Annotated in this window: 21 protein-coding genes; 12 read left to right on the forward strand and 9 right to left on the reverse strand. The window is 52.7% G+C overall.

Annotation, left to right across the window (positions count from 1 at the left end; all coding sequences use genetic code 11):
- Positions 1-33 precede the first annotated feature (33 nt).
- Positions 34-654, forward strand: coding sequence for a glutathione S-transferase (locus tag H8K47_RS00725; RefSeq protein WP_186879511.1), 621 nt, complete (start codon positions 34-36; stop codon positions 652-654).
- Positions 655-903: 249 nt separating this feature from the next.
- Here H8K47_RS00725 and H8K47_RS00730 read toward each other — a convergent pair whose 3' ends face one another.
- Positions 904-1,104 (reverse strand): hypothetical protein, encoded by a 201-nt coding sequence (locus tag H8K47_RS00730; RefSeq protein ID WP_186879512.1) that lies wholly within the window; start codon positions 1,102-1,104, stop codon positions 904-906.
- A gap of 331 nt (positions 1,105-1,435) precedes the next feature.
- On the opposite strand from H8K47_RS00730, the gene H8K47_RS00735 reads away from it, so the two are divergent.
- From H8K47_RS00735 to H8K47_RS00755, 5 genes are all read left to right on the forward strand, one after another.
- A complete protein-coding gene (locus tag H8K47_RS00735; protein ID WP_186879513.1) occupies positions 1,436-2,242 on the forward strand; it encodes a tRNA-uridine aminocarboxypropyltransferase in 807 nt (268 codons plus the stop codon).
- Between the two features lie 44 nt (positions 2,243-2,286).
- The gene (locus H8K47_RS00740; protein ID WP_162019641.1) at positions 2,287-2,535 is read left to right on the forward strand and encodes a DUF3297 family protein; all 249 of its coding nucleotides are present in this window, start codon (positions 2,287-2,289) and stop codon (positions 2,533-2,535) included.
- Between the two features lie 176 nt (positions 2,536-2,711).
- On the forward strand, positions 2,712-3,758 hold the full coding sequence (locus H8K47_RS00745) for a DUF481 domain-containing protein (RefSeq protein ID WP_186879514.1): 1,047 nt from the start codon (positions 2,712-2,714) through the stop codon (positions 3,756-3,758).
- A 36-nt stretch (positions 3,759-3,794) separates the two neighbouring features.
- Positions 3,795-4,442 (forward strand): hypothetical protein, encoded by a 648-nt coding sequence (locus H8K47_RS00750; RefSeq protein WP_186879515.1) that lies wholly within the window; start codon positions 3,795-3,797, stop codon positions 4,440-4,442.
- 48 nt (positions 4,443-4,490) lie between these two features.
- Positions 4,491-4,718, forward strand: a complete 228-nt coding sequence (locus H8K47_RS00755; protein ID WP_186879516.1) for a hypothetical protein — start codon at positions 4,491-4,493, stop codon at positions 4,716-4,718.
- Between the two features lie 35 nt (positions 4,719-4,753).
- Here H8K47_RS00755 and H8K47_RS00760 read toward each other — a convergent pair whose 3' ends face one another.
- The 4 genes from H8K47_RS00760 to H8K47_RS00775 all read right to left on the reverse strand — a co-directional run bounded on the left by H8K47_RS00760 (position 4,754) and on the right by H8K47_RS00775 (position 7,295).
- Entirely contained in the window at positions 4,754-5,506 is a 753-nt protein-coding gene (locus H8K47_RS00760) for a substrate-binding periplasmic protein (protein ID WP_186879517.1), read from the reverse strand.
- 127 nt (positions 5,507-5,633) lie between these two features.
- Positions 5,634-6,011 (reverse strand): hypothetical protein, encoded by a 378-nt coding sequence (locus tag H8K47_RS00765; RefSeq protein ID WP_186879518.1) that lies wholly within the window; start codon positions 6,009-6,011, stop codon positions 5,634-5,636.
- 294 nt (positions 6,012-6,305) lie between these two features.
- Positions 6,306-6,665: a hypothetical protein gene (locus H8K47_RS00770; RefSeq protein WP_186879519.1), complete on the reverse strand. Its 360-nt coding sequence runs from the start codon at positions 6,663-6,665 to the stop codon at positions 6,306-6,308.
- A 270-nt stretch (positions 6,666-6,935) separates the two neighbouring features.
- On the reverse strand, positions 6,936-7,295 hold the full coding sequence (locus H8K47_RS00775) for a hypothetical protein (protein WP_186879520.1): 360 nt from the start codon (positions 7,293-7,295) through the stop codon (positions 6,936-6,938).
- 203 nt (positions 7,296-7,498) lie between these two features.
- Between H8K47_RS00775 and H8K47_RS00780 the strand changes: the two genes are divergently transcribed.
- The 5 genes from H8K47_RS00780 to H8K47_RS00800 all read left to right on the forward strand — a co-directional run bounded on the left by H8K47_RS00780 (position 7,499) and on the right by H8K47_RS00800 (position 13,778).
- Positions 7,499-7,759 (forward strand): hypothetical protein, encoded by a 261-nt coding sequence (locus H8K47_RS00780; protein ID WP_186879521.1) that lies wholly within the window; start codon positions 7,499-7,501, stop codon positions 7,757-7,759.
- A gap of 261 nt (positions 7,760-8,020) precedes the next feature.
- A complete protein-coding gene (locus H8K47_RS00785; RefSeq protein ID WP_186879522.1) occupies positions 8,021-8,413 on the forward strand; it encodes an MAPEG family protein in 393 nt (130 codons plus the stop codon).
- A gap of 221 nt (positions 8,414-8,634) precedes the next feature.
- Complete coding sequence (locus H8K47_RS00790; protein ID WP_186879523.1) at positions 8,635-9,150, forward strand: low molecular weight protein-tyrosine-phosphatase; 516 nt, start codon at positions 8,635-8,637, stop codon at positions 9,148-9,150.
- 198 nt (positions 9,151-9,348) lie between these two features.
- Positions 9,349-10,566, forward strand: a complete 1,218-nt coding sequence (locus H8K47_RS00795; protein ID WP_186879524.1) for an efflux RND transporter periplasmic adaptor subunit — start codon at positions 9,349-9,351, stop codon at positions 10,564-10,566.
- A gap of 2 nt (positions 10,567-10,568) precedes the next feature.
- Positions 10,569-13,778, forward strand: a complete 3,210-nt coding sequence (locus H8K47_RS00800; RefSeq protein ID WP_186879525.1) for an efflux RND transporter permease subunit — start codon at positions 10,569-10,571, stop codon at positions 13,776-13,778.
- 151 nt (positions 13,779-13,929) lie between these two features.
- Here H8K47_RS00800 and H8K47_RS00805 read toward each other — a convergent pair whose 3' ends face one another.
- Positions 13,930-15,609: a M28 family peptidase gene (locus H8K47_RS00805; RefSeq protein ID WP_186879526.1), complete on the reverse strand. Its 1,680-nt coding sequence runs from the start codon at positions 15,607-15,609 to the stop codon at positions 13,930-13,932.
- A 138-nt stretch (positions 15,610-15,747) separates the two neighbouring features.
- Here H8K47_RS00805 and H8K47_RS00810 point away from each other — a divergent pair, with 138 nt between their 5' ends.
- Positions 15,748-16,242, forward strand: a complete 495-nt coding sequence (locus H8K47_RS00810) for an arsinothricin resistance N-acetyltransferase ArsN1 family B (protein WP_186879527.1) — start codon at positions 15,748-15,750, stop codon at positions 16,240-16,242.
- Here H8K47_RS00810 and H8K47_RS00815 read toward each other — a convergent pair.
- From H8K47_RS00815 to H8K47_RS00825, 3 genes are all read right to left on the reverse strand, one after another.
- Entirely contained in the window at positions 16,225-17,088 is an 864-nt protein-coding gene (locus H8K47_RS00815) for a DMT family transporter (RefSeq protein WP_186879528.1), read from the reverse strand. The genes H8K47_RS00810 and H8K47_RS00815 overlap by 18 nt on opposite strands.
- Positions 17,089-17,369: 281 nt before the next feature.
- A complete protein-coding gene (locus H8K47_RS00820) occupies positions 17,370-18,125 on the reverse strand; it encodes a LytR/AlgR family response regulator transcription factor (RefSeq protein ID WP_186879529.1) in 756 nt (251 codons plus the stop codon).
- 78 nt (positions 18,126-18,203) lie between these two features.
- The gene (locus H8K47_RS00825) at positions 18,204-19,529 is read right to left on the reverse strand and encodes a sensor histidine kinase (RefSeq protein ID WP_186879530.1); all 1,326 of its coding nucleotides are present in this window, start codon (positions 19,527-19,529) and stop codon (positions 18,204-18,206) included.
- Positions 19,530-19,538 lie beyond the last annotated feature (9 nt).

A 19,538-nucleotide genomic window follows, 5' to 3' on the forward strand; every position in this document is an offset into this window, starting at 1 on the left:
ACATGACTACTTTTCACCCTGACAGGAGACAACATGCCTCAACTTAAACTGACTTATTTCGATTTTCACGGTGGCCGTGGCGAGCCGGTGCGACTGGCCTTGGCACTCGGTGGGGTAGCGTTTGAAGATCACCGTTTCAGCTTTCCTGAGTTTGCCGAGCTGCGCAAATCAACGCCGTTTGGGCAGGTACCGGTGCTGGAGGTGGATGGTGCGAAGATCACGCAATGTGATGCGATCTTGCGTTATGCCGGTAAGCTGGCCGGCCTGTATCCGCAAGACGCGTTGCAGGCTTTGTACTGCGATGAGGTGAGCTTTGTTATCGAAGAAGCTGGCATCAAAATGGGCCCGACTTTCCGCATGACTGGTGAAGAACAAAAAGCGGCACGACTGGCCTTGGTGAACGGTTCTATCCCGGTTTATCTGCGCTGGCTCGAGCAGCGTTTGCTGGCACAAGGTGGCGAATACTTTGCCGATGGCCGTCTGACGGTGGCGGATCTGAAGGTGTTTGTGGATATCCGTGGTTTGAATTCCGGTCGTCTGGATCATGTGCCGACCGATCTGGTGGCGCAAGTCGCACCGGCGCTGAATGCGCACAATCAGCGTATCGCGGCCTTGCCAGCGGTGCAGGCGTATTACGCGAAGTTTGCTCAATAATACGGACCTGATGGACGAAAAAGTACTGACATTGGCGAGTTCAAGCAGTGTATTGAGTCAATGAGTTGAATCAGCCAGACTGCGTGTTGATGCGGCCTGCAGGCTGAAATGCTGCCAGCAGCCGCACAGGGATTCAGACTTTGTTTCGGACTTTGGTTTCACACTTTGCTTTCTGCGTTTGAAGTCCACACATAAAACAAAACAGCCGGTGTCATAACCGGCTGTTTTGTTTGGGAGTCTGCACTGTGTTCAGCGACCAGTGTTTTGCTTGCAGGTGAAGCTGTTGGTACTGACTTTATCGACATTGCCCTGACCGCAGGTGGCTGTCGCTTGCGCTGCCATGACAGAGATTTGCTTGCTGGCTTCGACGTTTTGTTCGCTAACGGAGATACAGGCGCTTAAGCTGGCAGCGATGGCAGCCAGGCTCAGGATGTGCAGAATTTTTTTCATGGTCTCGCTCTCAGTTGGATTAAAGTTTTGATATTACCAGTGTGGACTGACTTTGGCTGCCTTTTGCTGACTTAGTTCCATGCGAGCCGGATATTGCGGTCAGTGTCTGTGCCTAACGTGCGACCGACCGTGATGGCTGACCAGAATGCACAGGCAGCGGCAAAGATGCACCAACTGCGCCCGCAAGTGGCATGGCGCTGACCGTCTGCCGCGATGGCCGCAGACAGCAGGCAGCGCACCGCAGGGGTTTGCAAACTGACGCAGACAATGCCAAGATACGCGCCCTGTAGACTGTTTCCGGCGCCCTGGGCTGCCCTCAATGACGACCATCATGACGAATCCTGCACTGCCACCTCATGCTGTTTCCCGCTTACGCACTGCCCGGCTGGCACGCAGCACACGGCCGTTTCTGGCACGCGGCGGGCCGCATGGCGAACGCTGTGGCAGCTGCCGCCTGATCCTCAGCCATTGTCTGTGTGCGTGGCGCACGGTGCTGCCTACCCGTGCCGGATTTTGTTTGCTGATGGCGGAGCACGAGACCTTAAAGCCCAGTAATACCGGCTGGCTGATCGCTGATCTGGTGCCCGATACCCTGGCCTTTGGCTGGGCGCGCACCGAAGTCGATCCAGCCTTACTGGCTTTGCTGGCCGATCCGCAGTGGCAGCCGTATGTGGTGTTTCCGGGCGAATTTGTCGCTCCCGAACGCGTGATCACGCAATTGCTGCCCGGTGAGCAGGCTGCTGCTGACAATGTGAGTGCGACTGACGCTGCCACCAAACGCCCGCTGTTCATCCTGCTCGATGCGACCTGGTCGGAAGCGCGCAAGATCTTTAAGAAAAGCCCGTATCTGCTGCCTTTCCCGGTGCTGAGTCTGGAGCCGGAACAGGTATCGCGCTACCAGCTACGCCGCTCGCGCCGCGACGATCATCTGTGTACGTCAGAAGTCGCTGCACTGTGTCTGGCACTGGCCGGTGAAACCCTGGCCGCGCAAACGCTGGAAGCCTATCTGGATGTATTTACCGAACATTATCTGTGCGCCAAACAGCAGTGGAAACTGGATCTGGATGACGAAACGCACCAGCGCCTGCGCGACCTGCGTGCCGAGGCTGCTGCCAGCCGCAACTTACTTAACGAATAATCAGGCATTGAACCCGGCGCGCATCTGATAGATAATTCTGCCCTATGACTACGACTACACAACTCCCCCCATTACCGGATCGTTTATCCATCAATCCGCGCAGCCCCTTTTACAATGCTGACGTGTTTCAGCACGACATAGGGATCAAAATCAACGGCAAAGAACGCAACGACGTCGAAGAGTATTGCATCAGCGAAGGCTGGATCAGCGTACAAGCTGGAAAAACCCGCGACCGCAAAGGCAATCCTATGCTGATCAAAGTGAAGGGCGTGGTGGAAGCGTTTTACCGCTAATACCAGCACAGCAACACCGCAACACAGAATTTTAAGCATCACAACGGGCGCTGGTCGCCCGTTGTGCTTTTTGCGCGCCAGGTAAAATCTGTAGCAAACCATAGTCAATTTCATCACTTCCAGCCACAATACGGCTTGCTCAAACTTCTGCCGCTGTACCGATGCCCACTACCATCATGGTTTTTCGATTACTGCCTTTGCCTAAGCTGCTGGCACCATTGGGTCTGTTCAGCATACTGCTGTGCTATGCCGCCACCAGCCTGGCGCAAACTGCTACAGATGCCAATCTGTCACGCACCGAAATCTGGCTCAAAAATGGCGACAAGCTGACTGGTCGTTTGTTGAAAATCGGGGTCGATAAGCTGATATTGAAAACGGATTACGCAGGCGAGATTGAAATTGACGCGGAAGCGGTGATGACGATGGCGAGTAAAGAAAACCTGCCGCTGACGCTGCCACATGGCGATACACTGCGCACGACCATCGCGCCGCGCTCGCAGAGCGGCATGGTAGAAGTGGCGCAGCAACTGGTGCCGCTACGCGAAGTATCCTTCGATCAGGAAGCGCTGGAAAAAGCCGTCTCCAGTTTTGAAGGCAATATCGAAACTTCGCTGGAACTGGGCCGCAACTCCAACCGAACACAAAGGCTGGAACTGGAAACCGAAGGCATCTGGAATATACGACCATGGCGGCATGAATATCATGTGGAACTGAACCGCTTGCGGGCCGATCATCAGGAAAAAGAAAATGACAGCAAGGGCAGTTATGCGCTCGATTATTATCTGACACCAAAATGGTACATACGCAACAATGCTTACTACCAAAACGATAAGGTCGCGAATAACAGCAGCTATTACTATTATGGCGTGGGCTTTGGACGCCATATCTGGGAATCTGAAGTCAGCAATCTGGAAAGTTTGCTGACTTTTAACCGTTTGAATTTTTCGACCAACGCCTCAGAATTTCATGTGAATGCCTGGTTGTGGACAGTCAAATTTAAACGCAAATTCCCTAATCGGAATATAGAACTTTTTGCGAAAACCGAAAATATTTTCCCTATCGGTTTTCCGGTAGATTTGCTGTCAGAATCTGAGCTGGGCTTGCGTTATCAACTCAATCGCCGCATCTATTTATCGACGAAATACGGCATCAAGGCGAACCGTGCTGCGTCGTTATGGTTTAAGAATCACCAGCTCAAATTCAGCATAGGCGCGAATTGGTAATGTATACGGCAGCTCAGTTCAGTACAGGAGATCACTATGCGGGAAATTGAGCGAAGCACTGACAGGCGTAAACGGCAGCGCTTGCATACAACGCCTGCTCTGGCTATGGTGATTGTGGCGACGCTGACCGGCATTGCGCTGCCGGCCGCTGCAGCACAGGATGGCACTTTCGGCGTCGCTTTAAACCGCCAGGACAGACTGCAGATAGAACAGCTTGCTTGTGGCGCTCAGTATGGTCTGGCATTAGCGGATGCGGACGGGCGTGCATTTGATGCACGCAGCCCGGCCCAGTTCGCGGAAGTCCGCTGTCGTCCGCATGCACAGCTTGGTGGCCAGCCGCTGTATTATGTAGCTCAGTGTGCACGGGATAGCCAACGCTGGCAATGTAGTCCGGCTGAACTGGAAACCGTAGTGCGCCTGGCCAAACGCGATGTAGTGATACGTCCTGGCAGCGTTGATCCACAAAAGGCGGTGGATACGCTGCGTAAAGTAGCGGGCTATGGATATTTTCAAGGCATGTCGCTTGATAAGGCACTGCAGTCTGTCTGTAATATGGGCATGGGTGACCGACCTGAACTCATTGAGCTATCCTGCCAGCGCTGGTCGGTGACGGTTTCTTACTGGTGCCCGAAACCCTCTGCCAGCAATCCCTGTCCGCGTGTCATCTACATGCATGAACGTTGAAGTTTTGAAAGAGAGCAAATGGATACAGATCAGATAAACGATGGGCGCATGTCCCATATTCTTGCCGCCATACTGGAGTATGTGAGGATACGTCCGAACGCTTGTGATACGACGGAAGGCATACACAACTGGTGGATAGACTGGAAGGGAGAAATAGAGAGTACGATCCTGACCCAACGTGCACTGGAACACCTCGAAGCAAACGGGGATATGCAGCGCGTAACCCTAGGTGGCCGAACCCTATGGCGGCTCAACAAGGGCGATAGCGAACACTGATACGACGCTCTGATGCAAATACACGGCCAGCCAACTTACTCCAGCCCGTATTGCCGCACTATGCGCGCCAGTTCACCGGATCGCATCACGCGATTAAAAGCGGTATCAAGCTGGTTCATCACATCCTTACTGACCAATTTTCCCGTTGCGATGTAGGCAGGATTGGGGTCAAACACGGTGGGAATCAGTCGAATTTTTGGATGGTCTTTGGGGTTAAAGCTGCTGGACTTAAAAAAGATATCGCGATGATAGAAAAACCGTGCTCGTCCGGCTTCGAGTTTGATCAGATTCTGCTCCGCTGACGGCGTTCCGCTATCAAGCTGTATGCCTAACTGCTGCAAACGTTCAATGTCAGCGTGTCCTTGCATGATCAAGACGATACCCTGATTACCTAATTTTTTCACATCGTCCCAACTGCTGACCTGCACATCGTCATCGCTACGCACAGCCAGCCGATAGCCACTGGTATAAAAGCCATTTTTCAGAAACTGCATGCCGCCTGCTTCACGTGCAGGTGTCTTACGTGCGCCGCAAATCAGATCGCGGCGGCCTGCCTGCAATTCGTACTCTATCCGGCGTAAAGGCATGGATTCCTCGTCGATCACAAAGCGTAAATGGGGATCAATCATCTCCATCGCTTTATAAATATCAGCGCAAATCCCACGCCAGCCTTGCTCAGTTTTAATCATAAATGGCGCGGCACCGTCCCAAACCGCGACGCGCAAATCGATAGCATGGGAGGACATAGAAAAAAACAGACCAACTAAGCTGAACAGGAATCTTTTCATAGATCAGTTTTACTTCGGGGTTGAGTAGGCCGGAGATATTGCATTTAACCACAACTTAAGCTGCTAATTTCAGGCTACCCATAAAAAAACGGCGCACTAGGCGCCGTTTTTTTATGACTGAGACTGCTTATTTCGCAGACGCGGCCTTAGCGGCTTCTGCTTTTACTTCAGGTTTAACTTCAGTTTTCACATCAGTTTTTGCATGTTCTTTTTTAACGTGCTCTTTTTTCATATGTTCTGTCTTGGCATGCTCGGTTTTTGCATGTTCCGCTTTAGGTGCTGCTTCAGTTGCTGGTTTGGTTTCTGCCGCAACAGAAGCACTGGCCTTGATATCAGCAACAGGCGCTTTTACCTTGCTGGCAGGTGCAGCTACCGATGCAGCGGCTGCAGCAGAAGCTGGTGCACTGGCTTTCGCAGAAGCGGAAGCAGGTGCTGCCGGTGTCTGGGCGAACGCTGTACCCATTGCGAAAGTTGTAGCGATCAGAGCGGCGATTAACTTAGTCATGATGAGTCCTTGTTCAAGAATTGTTCAGGTTAATTTGTTTTGCGTAGTGTTGCTACGTAAGCTAAAAACGTGGTCATTGCATGTTGCGTTGACACAAATATCGAAAATATTTTTATTTTTTCGAATTTATTTTATTTTTTCAATTTTAGGAAACTTTGTTTCCTAATTATTTTAAAATTACTGAAAAATAAGTCATTGAATTATTCATTTAAAAAACAAAAAGCACAGAAATAATCTGTGCTTTTTGTTTTTTCAGGTCAGTAAATTGATACCAACCTGCTTTGCTGAGATGCCTTATTTCATGGTCGCAGCTGGTTTTGCTTCAGCCCCAGCCGTGTCTGCTTTCGCTTTTTTTGCATGCTTACGATGTTTTACTTTCTTCTCGTCAGCTGGCTTGGCATCTGCTGCAGATCCTGTCGCCGGTTTTACTTCAGTTTTTACTTCTGCTTTCGGTGCCGGTGCCGCCGCAGGTGTCACGGCAGATTTCACACTACTTGCTGCCGCAGCTGCCTGGGTATTTGCAGCACTAGCTGCATTAGTTGCGGTGGTCGCGACTGCGGTTTTTGCTGCTTCCACTGGTTTGGCTGGTGTCTGGGCAAACGCAGTGCCCATTGCGAAACTGGAAGCGATGATAGCGGCGATAAATTTGTTCATGGTCTGCTCCTAAGCGTGTTATACAGCGTTGATTGTCTTTGCGTAGTGTTGCTACGTAAGCTAAGAACGTGGCCAACGATCGATGCGTTGACATCATTTCAGAAGATATTTTATTTTTTATTTTTTTCATCTCATTCATTTATTGGAAACAGCATTTCCAATAATAATTTTCCAAAAATTTATTTTAAAAAAACAAAAAGCACAGAAATAATCTGTGCTTTTTGTTTGCGCCAGCAATTTAACTGCTCATTGCCGGCAATGATGCATCGCTTATTTCATCGTCGCGGCTGGTTTTGCATCGGTGCTTGCCGTGTCCGCTTTCGCTTTTTTAGCATGCTTGCGATGCTTAGTTTTTTTCTCAACCGCTGGCTTGGTTTCAGCTGCAGGTGCTGCGGCTGGCTTCGCTTCAGTTTTGATTTCTGCCTTCGCAACAGGAGCTGGTGCTGGTGTCACGGCTGCTTTCACCGTGCTTGCTGCTGCAGTTGCCTGCGTGTTCGCAGCGCTGGCGGCATTGGTTGCTGTTGTTGCGACCGCTGCTTTAGCAGCTTCGACTGGTTTTGCTGGTGTCTGGGCAAACGCAGTACCCATGACGAAACTGGAAGCGATGATAGCGGCGATAATTTTGTTCATGATCTGTTCCTATGAGTGTTATACAGCGTTGATTGTTTTTTCGTAGTCTTGCTACGTAAGCTAATAACGCAACCGGTTTGCAGTCTGTTGACACAAAATTTGTGTACGAATGTAAAAAATAAAATATTTCTGCCAGTTTTGAATTGATTTAATTTGTCGGTCAAAAAAAAACGGCGTCATACAGACGCCGTTTTTGAGTACCGGTGATTCCTTATTTTTTTAAATCCTGCTTGACCTCTTCTGCCTTTTTTGCCCGTATTGGATCCGCTTTCTTCAACGGATCAGCATCAATTTTATTTGTCTTCACTGAAGATGCTGCTGACGCTGATGTACTGGATTGCTCAGGCTTCACTGCTTTGGCTGGTACAGCCGCAGATGGGCTAGTCACCGAAGCCGGGGCGGCTGCAACGCTTGCTACAGGTGCACTGGCTTTAGCAGATGCCGACACAGCAGCTGGTTTCTGAGCAAACGCTGCACCGCTAGTCAGCACAGTGGCAATTGCAGCGACCGTCAACATATTGAGCTTATTCATATTGCGTCCTTATTCAGAATTCTGTATCACATTTCGTAGCTCATGCTACGTGCTGATACAACGAGGTGCGGTGAGGTATGGTTGACACGTACTCTGCATCGTTAAATTACTCAGGACCGCAGTGTCTATACGCGACACAGTTTGCGAGGTGCCCGGTTCACTATACTATGGCGACTTCAGTGAAGGAGACAACATGACATTTGCAAACTGGTGCGTACTGGCCGCCTGCCTGTTACCGATAGCCACCATCGGCCTGGCTAAAGTCGCCTCTGCACGTGCAGATCAGCGCGAGCTGCGTTACAACAACCGCCATCCACGTGCCTGGACGGACAGACTGCAAGGCTGGCAGCAGCGCGCCAATGCGGCTCAACAGAATGGCTGGGAAGCGCTGCCTTTGTTTATCGCAGCTGTCGTGCTGGCCCAGCAAGCCCATGCCGATCAATCACACATTGATATGCTGGCTGCGGCCTTTATTGTATGTCGCATCCTGTATATCGCCGCCTATCTTGCCAATCAGGCGACTTTGCGTTCACTAATCTGGTTTGCAGCAGGCGGTTGCAGCGTGGCCATTTTATTGCTGTCTTAAGCATCTCAAGCTGCACCGCCCGCTCAATACAGCACCCTGCCCTTGTGAGCGGCTACCCACGTAGCGGGTCAGCTTGTATACAAGGGGCTATTTTGTGTAAGCCCTACATTTATATATTGTTGACAATTTTTGGATCTGCGGGCACGGGTTTTCGGTGACTTCGGGCGTAAAATTACTGCACGCCACTATATTGCCAATCTGAAAGTTGCCTGGATTTAATAATGAATCAAGCACCTGTCCGCGCCATTCTGTTTATTTGCATGGGAAGTATTTGCCGTTCCCCGACAGCAGAGGCAGTTTTCCGCACAAAAGCGGAGCGGGCGGGCATAGCGGATCAGTTAGTGATTGATTCAGCAGGCACCCATGCCTATCACTCAGGCGAAGCGCCCGACCCCCGGGCCCGTGATTATGCTATGAAGCGGGGCTTTGATTTATCGAAGCACAGGGCGCGCCAGGTCAAAGCCGAAGATTTTGAGAAATTTGACCTGCTACTCGCGATGGATCAGCACAATATGTCCTTGCTGCGGGCTGCCTGCCCGGAGCGCTATCAGCACAAACTGGAATTGCTGATGAAGTTTGCCACGCACATCCTGGCGCAAGAAGTGCCCGACCCATACTATGGTGGTGCACAGGGATTTGAAACCGTACTCGACTATATCGACGATGCCTGCACCGGCTTGTTGGCTTATGTGATGCTGTCGCAGCAGCCAGCATCAGCGAGTCGTCCCTACATTTAACAGTTTCCGCAACAGCAACTAACAAAGCCTGCCAGCAATTGGCAGCGTCACTGCAGCACCTGGCTGCAACTCATCCCTTGTTTCCTGCATTTTATCCTATTGAAACTGCAACTTAATCCTTTTCGTCTTGTCTGAGCGGCATCCTTTTGGAATACTGCAGCATCCCGGTTTTCCCTATTTCCCAACCTGCGAGCGATCATGTTACGTCAAACCCTCATAGTTATTGCCATCGCCTCTGTGCTGGCCGCCTGTAACAGCCAAAAAGAAAATGAAAAAAACGCTGCCTCAGCATCTGCTGCGACTACAGCGAACGCAGCAAGTGCCGCTTCCTCGGCCAGCACTAAGAATGAAAAACCAGCTCCCAAGCTGACCATCGCGCCGGAAGATGTATTGAAAGTCGAAAGTAATGCGCTCGCCTCAGGCCCCGTCATCACTGGTTCTGTCCAGCCGGAACGTAAAGCCGATTTACGCGCTGAGGTTCAGGCCATCGTGCTGCAGGTATTGAAGGAAAACGGCGACATCGTCAAGCGTGGCGATATTCTGGTCAAACTGGATGAAACCTCGATCCGTGACAATCTGAATTCAGCCGAAGATGCAGCCCGCAGTGCCTCGCTCGCACTCGATCAGTCAGATCGCGCTTTGCAGCGGTTGAAGACTTTGCGTGCCTCCGGTATGACTTCCCTGCAAGCGCTGGATGACGCTGAAGTTCGCGTCAATGCGGCACGCAGTGAGTTATCCGCAGCCAAAGCCAGAGCCGCCAGCGCACGTCAGCAATTGCAGCGTACGGTGGTACGCGCACCGTTTGACGGCGTTGTCAGTGAACGTAAAGTCTCTGCAGGCGATACTGCGACACCAGGCAAAGAGCTGGTTAAAGTCATCGACCCGACCAGTATGCGTTTTGCCGGCAAAGTGTCGACCGATAAAATCGCCCAGGTGCAGATCGGGCAAGCAGTCAGCTTCCGTATCAATGGTTATCAGCAGGAATTCCGCGGCAAAATTACGCGCCTGGACCCGGCCGCTAATGACGTAACGCGTCAGGTCGAGGTACTGGTTGCCTTTGCTGACAAAAACCAGCCTAAGGTATCCGGTCTGTATGCAGAGGGAAATATCGAAGCCACGACCATCAATGCGCTGACGCTGCCGGAATCCGCAGTAGTGAAAACCGGTGACACCGCTTATGCCTGGCGCGTAGCCGGCAAAAATCTGAGCAAGGTGAATCTGGCCACAGGCAAACGCGACCAGCGTACCGGCAATATAGAAATCCGCAGTGGCTTGGCCGTTGGCGATTTGGTCATGCGTAATCCAGGTTCAGCACTCAAGGATGGCCAGGCGATCGAACTGGCGGCTGCTAATCCTGCAGGCAGCACCGGGACTACTGCGACCGCTGCAAACACAACTGCTGCCGGGAGCCATTAATCATGTTCTTATCTGACTTCAGTATTAAACGCCCCATCGCGACGATCGTGATGATCATCGCGCTGATGGCTTTGGGCTTACTGGCTTTAAGCAAGCTGCGCGTCAATCAGAATCCCGATGTGGAAGTGCCGGGTCTGTCGGTGGTCATGCCCTATCCGGGTGCTTCACCGGATACCGTAGAACGCGAAATCATCAATCGCCTGGAAAAATCGATGATGAGTATTTCCGGTGTCAAGGAAGTGTATTCCAGCTCAAATGAAGGTATGGCCCGTTTTGACATCATGTTTGAATTTAAAAAGAACATGATCGAAGCCACTGATGAAGTCCGCAATGTGATTTCTAATGTGCGTTTCAAAATGCCGACTGAAATGCGCGAACCCATCATCCAGCGCTGGGACCCTTCGGCGCAGCCAATTGTGAATATCGCGCTGTCGTCCAGCAAACTGAGTCATGCCGAGATTTCGCGTCTGGCAGAAGATAACCTGGCAGATAAACTGCGTGGCTTACCCGGCGTATCCACCGTCACCGTCGGGGGCTCTTTAAAACGCGAACTGTCGGTCTTGTTGCGCGCAGAAAAACTGCGTGAATACAATGTCTCGGTCGGTGAAGTCGTCAATGCACTGCGCATGCAAAACACCAATGCCCCGGTCGGCAAAATCCGTGGCAAGCTGGACGAAGAAAGCATACGTCTGGTTGGTCGTATTGAAACACCGGAAGAATTTCAGCAAGTTGTTATTAAACGCAATGGCGAACAGGTAGTGCGCCTGGCACAGGTTGCCACTATTGAAGACAACTTTGCCGATCTGAACAGCCTGAGTATACGCAGCGGCAAACCGAATGTCGGTATTCAGGTCAGTAAATCACGCGAAGCCAGTACCGTCTCTGTCGCAAAGGCAGTGCGTGAATTCCTGGAGAAAACCAATAAGGAATATGAGACTACCTATCCGGGTACCAAGCTCGACATCACGCGTGACGGCGGCAAAGACGCACAGCGCAGCCTGAATAATGTGATCGAATCGCTGGTTCTGGGTGCAGGGCTGACTATCTTTGTGGTGTATGCCTTCCTGAATTCCTGGCGCTCTACCCTGATCACGGCATTGAGTCTGCCAACCTCGGTGATTGCTGCCTTTATCGCAGTCTGGCTGTGTGGTTTCACGCTGAACTTCATGACGCTGCTGGGTCTGTCGCTGGCGATTGGTGTATTGATTGATGATGCGATTGTGGTGCGGGAAAACATTGTGCGCCATATGCAAATGGGTTCAGATCGTCGCACAGCTGCCTTACAGGGCACTGCAGAAATTGGTCTGGCCGTGGCGGCGACTACTTTCTCTATCATTGCGGTGTTTATACCGGTCGCCTTCATGCCGGGTATGCCTGGTGAATGGTTCCGTCCGTTCGCACTGACGGTGACCTGCTCGGTGCTGGTCAGTCTGGGGATTTCCTTTACGCTGGATCCGATGTTGTCCGCTTACTGGGGTGATCCGGCCGATCATCATACCGCGCCCAAAAAAGGCTTGAGCAAGCTGCTGGCTCGCTTCAATGACTGGTTTGATCGTCAGTCCGACCGCTATGGCCATGTGATTGCCTGGGCACTGCATCATCGTCGTTCTATGACAGCGATTGCTGTCCTGAGTCTGGTGGCTGCGATGGCACTGCAGGCCAAATTCGGTGGCACCAGCTTTTTACCGGCGACCGATTCCGGCAATCTGATGATCTCGGTGCGCACGCCAGCGTCATCGTCGCTGGAATACGCGAAGCTGAAAATGGAAAGAGCCGCGGCGATCGCACGCAGCTTACCTGAGACGAAAGACACCAACAGCAATATCACACCGGCTGGTGGCCGGATTTATGTAGACATAGGCAAAAGTACCGAACGCAAACGCAGTGCTAAGGAAATCGCCACTGAATTGCGTGAGAAAATCCGCACGCTGGTCGGTGCTGAATATACGGTACAGGATGATTTGAACAATGGTGCGCAAAAGCCGGTGCAAATGGAATTTACCGGCCCGGATTCACGGAAACTGTTGGAAATCACCAGTCTGTATATGGAAAAACTGCACGATGTCCCAGGTGCGGTCGATATCGGTTTGTCTGAGCAAGATCCGAAGAAAGAACTGAAAATCGAACTCAACCGTGGTCTCGCCAATTCGATGGGCATCTCATCGAATGATGCAGCCCAGACCTTGCGCGTCGCCTTTGCCGGTATCGAAGTCGGTGACTGGGTCGATCCTACCGGAGAGACACGTGACGTCGCGGTGCGTTTGCATCCGGATGACCGCGTCAGCAAAGAGAATATCGAACGTCTGCCTATCGCGGTAGCAGGCAGCAGCCAAATGGTACCGCTCGATCAGATCGCCACCATCACCATGGGTAAAGGCCCATCCAGCATAGAGCATGCGAATGGCAAACGGACTATCACCGTCTCTGCCAATGCGCAGGGTCGCTCGAATGGTGAAGTGATTGCCGATGCCAAGAAACTGGCTGAATCCATGAACTTCCCGGCTGGCTATGGCTTGTCAGTGGGTGGTGCCGGTCAGGATCAGGAAGAAGTGTTCGGTGCCATGGGTATCGCTGTCTTGTCCGGCATAGGTCTGATGTATCTGATCCTGGTGATGCAGTTCGGCTCTTTCAGTGCGCCTTTGGGTGTCATGTTATCGTTGCCGCTGTCGCTGATCGGCGTGGTACTGGCGCTGCTGATCACACGTAGCACGATTAACCTGATGAGTCTGATCGGCGTGATTATGCTCATGGGGCTGGTGGCAAAAAATGCGATTCTGTTGCTGGATGCAGCACGTAAATTTGAGTCAGAGGGCATGGAACGTGAAGCCGCCCTGATGCAGGCTGGACGCGTACGTCTGCGCCCTATCCTGATGACTACCTTTGCGCTGATCGCAGGCATGCTGCCGGTGGCCTTGGGAATGGGTGAGGGTGGTGAATTCTATCGTCCGCTGGCGATTGCGATTATCGGTGGCACCATCACTTCCACCTTGCTGACCCTGTTAGTCGTGCCTACCTTCTACGACAGCATAGAAATTGCGAAAGATGGTATACGCCGGAAAATCCGCCTGCGCAGCGAACGCTTCCATTCTGTGATCGCGATCGCGATGACGATGGTGGAAGCAGTACTGACTTTGTGTGGTCTGCGCATGATTTGGCGCGGTTTGCTAAAATTGCTGCAACTTTTAGGACGTAAGACGATCAAACCGGCCTGAATCAATGCGCCAGCAGCACGTCCATCAATTCTGCTGACGCGAGCGATTGTTGTAGGTACCTGTTCACCTCATGCTGGGGTCTATTCCTAAGTATCCTCCAGCATTTTTATAAGCTGCGGACCAGAAATCCGCAGCTTTTTTTTATCCCGATTCAGGGCGTGGTTTCAGTCTGACGTGGCTGAGCAAATGGGTCACCGGCTTTCCAGGCTGGCATTTTGGGGCTGTTCGCAATTTCATAACCCAGTTGCAGGGTGAATTGAGCCTGTTGCACCATGCCTGACAAATCCCAGTCCGGATCATATTTATCCGTGCTCTGATGATAGCGTTTGCCATAGGCGCGGGCCTTTTCAGCGGACTCTTGCGGATGGTGGATAAAGTCACGGCCACGGCTCACTGAAAACGCAGGCACACCGGCCTTCGCAAAGCTAAAATGATCGCTGCGAAAATAGCCACCGGCAGTATCCGGCGTTTCCGGACTGGCCTGTAATTGCATATCACGCGCAACCTTGAGTGCATGCTGCTGTAGTTCACTGCGTTCGCTGCCAGTCAGACCCATGTCACGCGTGACACCGACAAAATTCATCACGTCGATATTCAATGCCGCTGCCGTTTTACGCAGGGGCCATAAAGGCTGTGCCGCATAGGCAGCGCTGCCGAGCAAGCCCTGCTCTTCCGCCGCGACCCATAAGAACATCTGGCTGCGCCGGGCCGGTTGAGCCACGGCCGCTTTGGCCATCGCCAGCAAACCCGCTGTGCCTGAGCCATTGTCGATCGCGCCGTTGTAAATCACCTCGCCGCTTCCCTCTTGCTTAGTTTCTTGCTTACCCAGATGATCCCAGTGGGCGCTGTAAATCACCAGTTCCTGCTTCAGGCGCGGATCAGTACCGGGCACAATACCGACAACATTGTATTGTTCCAGCTGACGTAAGGCGGAACGCGCCTCGCCTTTGAGTCTGGCAGATGGCAAACGCACAGGCCGGAAATCATTTTTTTCTGCGGCTTCACGCAATTTATCGAGCTTCAGTCCGGCACCGGCAAATACCTGCTGCGCCAGCGCATCGGTGATCCAGCCTTGCAGCCCGACGCCACTGTCTGCTCCCTGCAACTGAAAATGTTCAGCACTGCCGCCATTTTTGACCACCGACCAGCCATAACTGGCACTGGCATCGGTATGAATCAGCAGCACACCTGCCGCACCATGCCGTCTGGCCTCCTCGAACTTGTAATTCCAGCGCCCATAATAGGTCAGGGCAGCTCCGCCAAAACGTTTAGGCTCCGCCTCCGTAGGACGTGGCTCGTTGACCAGCATCACCAGGATTTTTCCGCGACAGTCGACGCCTTTGTAATCATCCCATTGCTCTTCGGGTGCGCTGATGCCGTAGCCAACAAACAGCAATTCATGATCAAAGCTTTGCTGGGTCTGGGCATTCCCCGTCCACCACACCCAGTCGTCGGCAAATTGCATGGGCAGGATTTTTCCAGCCAGTTCCAGATGAACGGTACTTTTTGCAGGCAGCGCTTTGACACCGCTGATGCGTACCGGTTGGCGGTAAGACTGTCCATTCGCAGGCAATAAGCCCAGCGCCTGGGCCTGCGCTTCCAAATAAGCGACGGTCAGATCCCCGCCACGCTGCCCCGTGCCCCGGCCTTCAAACAGGTCAGACGATAACAAGGCCAGATGGGCGCGCAAAGGTGCTTCCTGCACTTGCGGCAGTTGTTGTGATGAGAACGACTGTGGCGCTTGCTGCGCCTGCGCAGTAAGACTACACAGTGACAGACAAAACAGGCTGCCGTATCTGGCAGCCTGCAGGGTGGTGATGAATTTGGACATGGATGAAAGTCAGCGACTGTCTGATGGTTGAGCCACTTGGATAGACAGACTTACAATTGGTTCCGTTTTGCCCCGTATTGACTGGACTGGCCCAATCCTTGCAAGGCCTGAGCAAGTCAACCTTGAATGGAGTATGCAATGCTACGTCCCGCCCTGGCTGCTGATGCTGCCGCAATTTGTGCAATCTATAACCCATATATACTGGAAACCTACATCAGTTTTGAAGAAACTGCTGTCAGCCATGAACAAATGGCACAACGCATACAGACCGTGCTGGACGCGGGGCTGCCCTGGCTGGTGTACGAACAGCAAGGCAAACTCAGCGCCTATGCCTACGCCACGCCCTGGCGCACCAGGCCAGCTTACCGTCATTCCGTCGAAGTATCCGTCTACGCGGCACGCGAGTCAGTAGCTCAGGGTCTGGGCTCAGCCTTATATCAGGCCTTATTCACTCAGCTGCAGCAATTGGGCATACACAGTGTGATCGCAGGGATCGCTTTACCCAATCCGGCCAGCATCGCATTGCATGAAAAAATGGGGATGCGTCAGGTCGCCCGTTTTTCTGAAGTCGGTCAGAAATTCGGGCAATGGCATGATGTAGGCTACTGGGAAAAATTATTTACGCGGTCCTGATACCACCAGCCAGGTCGCCAGCACCACGCCAGCGCAACCGGCGGCCATGCTCCAGGTCAGGTGCTCGCTCAGGAAAATCGCACCCCATAACAGCGCAAACAAGGGAATCAGGAAGGTGACCGTCAGTGCCTTAGTCGGGCCGATATCATGTATCAGGCGGAAGTAGAGCAGATAGGCGATCGCACTGCACAGTAGTGCCAAGGCAACCGCCAGCGCCATCACCGTCGTGGTGATCTCGCCTTGCACCGGTACCAGTGGCAGAAAAGGCAGCAGCACGAAAGCCGCACCGAGCTGGGAAGCGGTCGCCATCAGCAAGGGATTCACATTCACCGATAATTTTTTGGTGTAGACACCAGCCAGCGCATAACACACCGTCGCGCCTGAACAGGCCAGCAGCGCCAGCATCAGCTCGGTACTCCAGACTACCGGCCCCAGCTTGACCAGCAAGGCCACACCCAGCACCCCGACCAGCAAACCAGCCAGTTTGCGTACGGTGAAGGCTTCGCTCAGGAACAGTGCGCCCATCACTGCGCCCCATAAGGGTGTGGTGGCATTCATGATGGCGGAGTATCCAGCCGGCATATGTTGGGCTGCATAGGCATACATGGCAAACGGCAGCGCAGAATTGATCGCGCCCAGTACCAGAAACGATTTCCAGTTCTGACGCCAGTTCTGCGGCTTCCCTGTCAGCAGCATCCAGCCACTCAGCGCCAAACCGGCAATCATGACCCGCAATTCGGCGGTCCAAAGTGCGCCCAGTACCGGCGCAATCACACGCATAAACAGAAAAGAGGCGCCCCAGATGGCGGCCAGGGTCAAAAGGCGGATCAAGTCACTGCTACGCATGCAAACTCCTCAGGGGACAGGCAGGGCGCCTGACAAAGCGTAGCAGCTTAACAAATCTGGCCAGTTTATGCTGGCTCAATCCGGACAGGATATTAATCACGACCACAATGCAACTGGAAGTTTTTACCCGGACTGACGCAAAGCCGTCCCGGCAAGGCGTGGCGCCGCAGACAGTACTTTAGGGCCTGTTAGCATTTAAATTGCGTGTCTCGCAATTTAAATGCTAACAGGCCCTGGCAAGGCGCCACAACGCAGCCGGGGCGGTTTTTCGTCAGTCCGGACTACATGGGTTTGAAACGCCAGGCATATGCCTGACTCACCCTCAACTTCTCCGCACTGCCATGCAATTCCACGGAATAGCGTCCCATTTCATCTCTGTGGGCGCGCGCAATTGCGTCGGCGCGCACCAGGGTGCCGCGATGGATTTGCCAGAACACGTCAGGATCTAAGCCTTCCATCAGTTCTTTGAGCGGTTTGCGCACATGCGCCTCATCCTGCTGGCTCACAACCCGGGTGTATTTTTCATCGGAAGTAAAAAACAGAATTTTATCGACCGCGAACATCTTAATGGTATCGCCCACACTGGCACTGATCCAGCGTATGCGCTCGGGCTGGTTACCGCGGATACGCTTATCCAGCTCAGACATCAGCTGGGTCAGATCAGGTGCTGGCTGAGCCGCTTTCATGCGTTCTTTGAGCCGGGTGATGGCCTCGTTCAGACGCTGAGCAGCGATAGGCTTGAGCAGATAATCAATCGCACCGGCGACAAATGCATCCAGCGCATACTGATCGTAGGCAGTAGTAAACACCGCATGGCATTGCCCTTTAGTGGCATGGGCGACGTCCAGCCCGGTCATGCCCGGCATACGGATGTCGAGAAAGGCGATATCCGGACGATGGGTATGAATCGCTTCCAGTGCATCAGCACCATGCTCACACTCAGCGACAATACTGAGCTCGGGCCAGTGCTCCTGCAGCATGCGTCTGAGGTCTTTACGAGGTAAGTCTTCGTCGTCGGCGATGATAGCTGTGATCATGATGTCTCTAGTCTTAAGTATTTTTATACAGAATCAATTCAGGAAAACTCAGAAAAACATACATCCATCGTGTCGTACTTATGGCTCGTAAGGCAGCGTGATCACTGCCAGTACGCCACCTTCAGCACGTGCTTTCAATTCCAGGCTGGCTGCTGTGCCATACATGGAATGCAGGCGTTGATGGATATTGGTCAGACCGATGCCGGAGCCAGAACTGCTGCCGCCAAAACCGACCCCGTCATCGGCCACCCGTATCTGCAAATAGGATTGCTCATGTTGTTCGATACGACCAGCGGTGATCGCAATATGGGCAGGACCTATCTTAGGCTCTACGCCATGTTTGATCGCGTTTTCTACCAAAGAAATCAGCAACAATGGCGGCAGTGCTGCATCCTCCACTTCCGAATACACGCTGAAGCTCAGACGTGGAATGCGGGCTTGCATCAGGCTCAGATAGGCGCGGGCTGCATCAAATTGTTTTTTCAGCCTGCCCTGTACCGAGGCGCCATCATCCCGCATTTGTGGGATCGTAGCACGCAGATAATCGACCAGATGATCGACGATGCTGACCGCGCGCGCCGGCTCAGTGTTGATGGCGGAACGTACACCAGCCAGTGTGTTGAACAGAAAGTGCGGTTCGACCTGTGCCACCAGTACCGACAGGCGTAACTCCGCTTCGCGTCTGGCTTCTTGCGCGCGTTGCAATTCACGCTGATGTTCGACTTCTTTTAAACGCTTCTTCTGGCGGAAGTAGAGCCACAGATCAAAGCCACCTGCCAAATACAACAAACCGATGACAACAAAGGCATTGGCCAGACCTTCTATGGCTTGTTCACTGACTTTCTCCATTTCAGGAGCCACTTTATCTTCTGCGCTGTCAGGCTGGGAGGCGCTGCTGGCCTGAGGCTCGCTATGTGCCGCTGCAGCTGCTTTTTTAGCTTTGTCGTCAATCGCCTTTTTGCTTACATGATGCGGGTCACCATACACGGCCAGTTTGACGCTGTATTTACTACCGTACAAAGCGCCCCAACTGATCAAGGCACCGGCCAGCAACGCCAGCACAATCAGGACCGACTCTTTACGTGAGCTGAAATGACGTTGCCGTATCAATACCGCCAGACCCGGGCCCAGCAAATGCAACATCGTAAACGTCAGCGTGGCTGGAATCGCTTTAGCGACAATATCTGGCAGACTGACGCCGGATAAATAGGCGACGATGCAACTGAACAAAGCAATAATACCGACCGGTACCGACCAGGCCAGACTGCGGTAATAAAACCAGGTACGCGAAAATACCGGATAGTTACGCGCCCGGTTAAGCCAGGTATCGGTTCTGACCGCAACTTCTGCGGGTAAGGGGGAATCTGCCTCTACAGGACGTTTGACATGGGATGGATTTGACATGAAGACTCC

Origin of the sequence: Cognatundibacterium rugosum, assembly GCF_014284365.1 — a bacterium.
Taxonomy (GTDB): domain Bacteria; phylum Pseudomonadota; class Gammaproteobacteria; order Burkholderiales; family Burkholderiaceae_D; genus Undibacterium; species Undibacterium rugosum.

Bases quoted from the DNA above. Each gene is read 5' to 3' on its own strand.
- H8K47_RS00750 (WP_186879515.1), top strand. From the start codon at position 3,795: ATGCGGGAAATTGAGCGAAGCACTGACAGGCGTAAACGGCAGCGCTTG.
- H8K47_RS00745 (WP_186879514.1), top strand. From the start codon at position 2,712: ATGGTTTTTCGATTACTGCCTTTGCCTAAGCTGCTGGCACCATTGGGT.
- H8K47_RS00730 (WP_186879512.1), bottom strand. From the start codon at position 1,104: ATGAAAAAAATTCTGCACATCCTGAGCCTGGCTGCCATCGCTGCCAGC.
- H8K47_RS00735 (WP_186879513.1), top strand. From the start codon at position 1,436: ATGACGAATCCTGCACTGCCACCTCATGCTGTTTCCCGCTTACGCACT.
- H8K47_RS00785 (WP_186879522.1), top strand. From the start codon at position 8,021: ATGACATTTGCAAACTGGTGCGTACTGGCCGCCTGCCTGTTACCGATA.
- H8K47_RS00740 (WP_162019641.1), top strand. From the start codon at position 2,287: ATGACTACGACTACACAACTCCCCCCATTACCGGATCGTTTATCCATC.
- H8K47_RS00775 (WP_186879520.1), bottom strand. From the start codon at position 7,295: ATGAACAAAATTATCGCCGCTATCATCGCTTCCAGTTTCGTCATGGGT.
- H8K47_RS00805 (WP_186879526.1), bottom strand. From the start codon at position 15,609: ATGTCCAAATTCATCACCACCCTGCAGGCTGCCAGATACGGCAGCCTG.
- H8K47_RS00770 (WP_186879519.1), bottom strand. From the start codon at position 6,665: ATGAACAAATTTATCGCCGCTATCATCGCTTCCAGTTTCGCAATGGGC.
- H8K47_RS00765 (WP_186879518.1), bottom strand. From the start codon at position 6,011: ATGACTAAGTTAATCGCCGCTCTGATCGCTACAACTTTCGCAATGGGT.
- H8K47_RS00800 (WP_186879525.1), top strand. From the start codon at position 10,569: ATGTTCTTATCTGACTTCAGTATTAAACGCCCCATCGCGACGATCGTG.
- H8K47_RS00795 (WP_186879524.1), top strand. From the start codon at position 9,349: ATGTTACGTCAAACCCTCATAGTTATTGCCATCGCCTCTGTGCTGGCC.
- H8K47_RS00755 (WP_186879516.1), top strand. From the start codon at position 4,491: ATGTCCCATATTCTTGCCGCCATACTGGAGTATGTGAGGATACGTCCG.
- H8K47_RS00820 (WP_186879529.1), bottom strand. From the start codon at position 18,125: ATGATCACAGCTATCATCGCCGACGACGAAGACTTACCTCGTAAAGAC.
- H8K47_RS00810 (WP_186879527.1), top strand. From the start codon at position 15,748: ATGCTACGTCCCGCCCTGGCTGCTGATGCTGCCGCAATTTGTGCAATC.
- H8K47_RS00760 (WP_186879517.1), bottom strand. From the start codon at position 5,506: ATGAAAAGATTCCTGTTCAGCTTAGTTGGTCTGTTTTTTTCTATGTCC.
- H8K47_RS00790 (WP_186879523.1), top strand. From the start codon at position 8,635: ATGAATCAAGCACCTGTCCGCGCCATTCTGTTTATTTGCATGGGAAGT.
- H8K47_RS00815 (WP_186879528.1), bottom strand. From the start codon at position 17,088: ATGCGTAGCAGTGACTTGATCCGCCTTTTGACCCTGGCCGCCATCTGG.
- H8K47_RS00725 (WP_186879511.1), top strand. From the start codon at position 34: ATGCCTCAACTTAAACTGACTTATTTCGATTTTCACGGTGGCCGTGGC.
- H8K47_RS00825 (WP_186879530.1), bottom strand. From the start codon at position 19,529: ATGTCAAATCCATCCCATGTCAAACGTCCTGTAGAGGCAGATTCCCCC.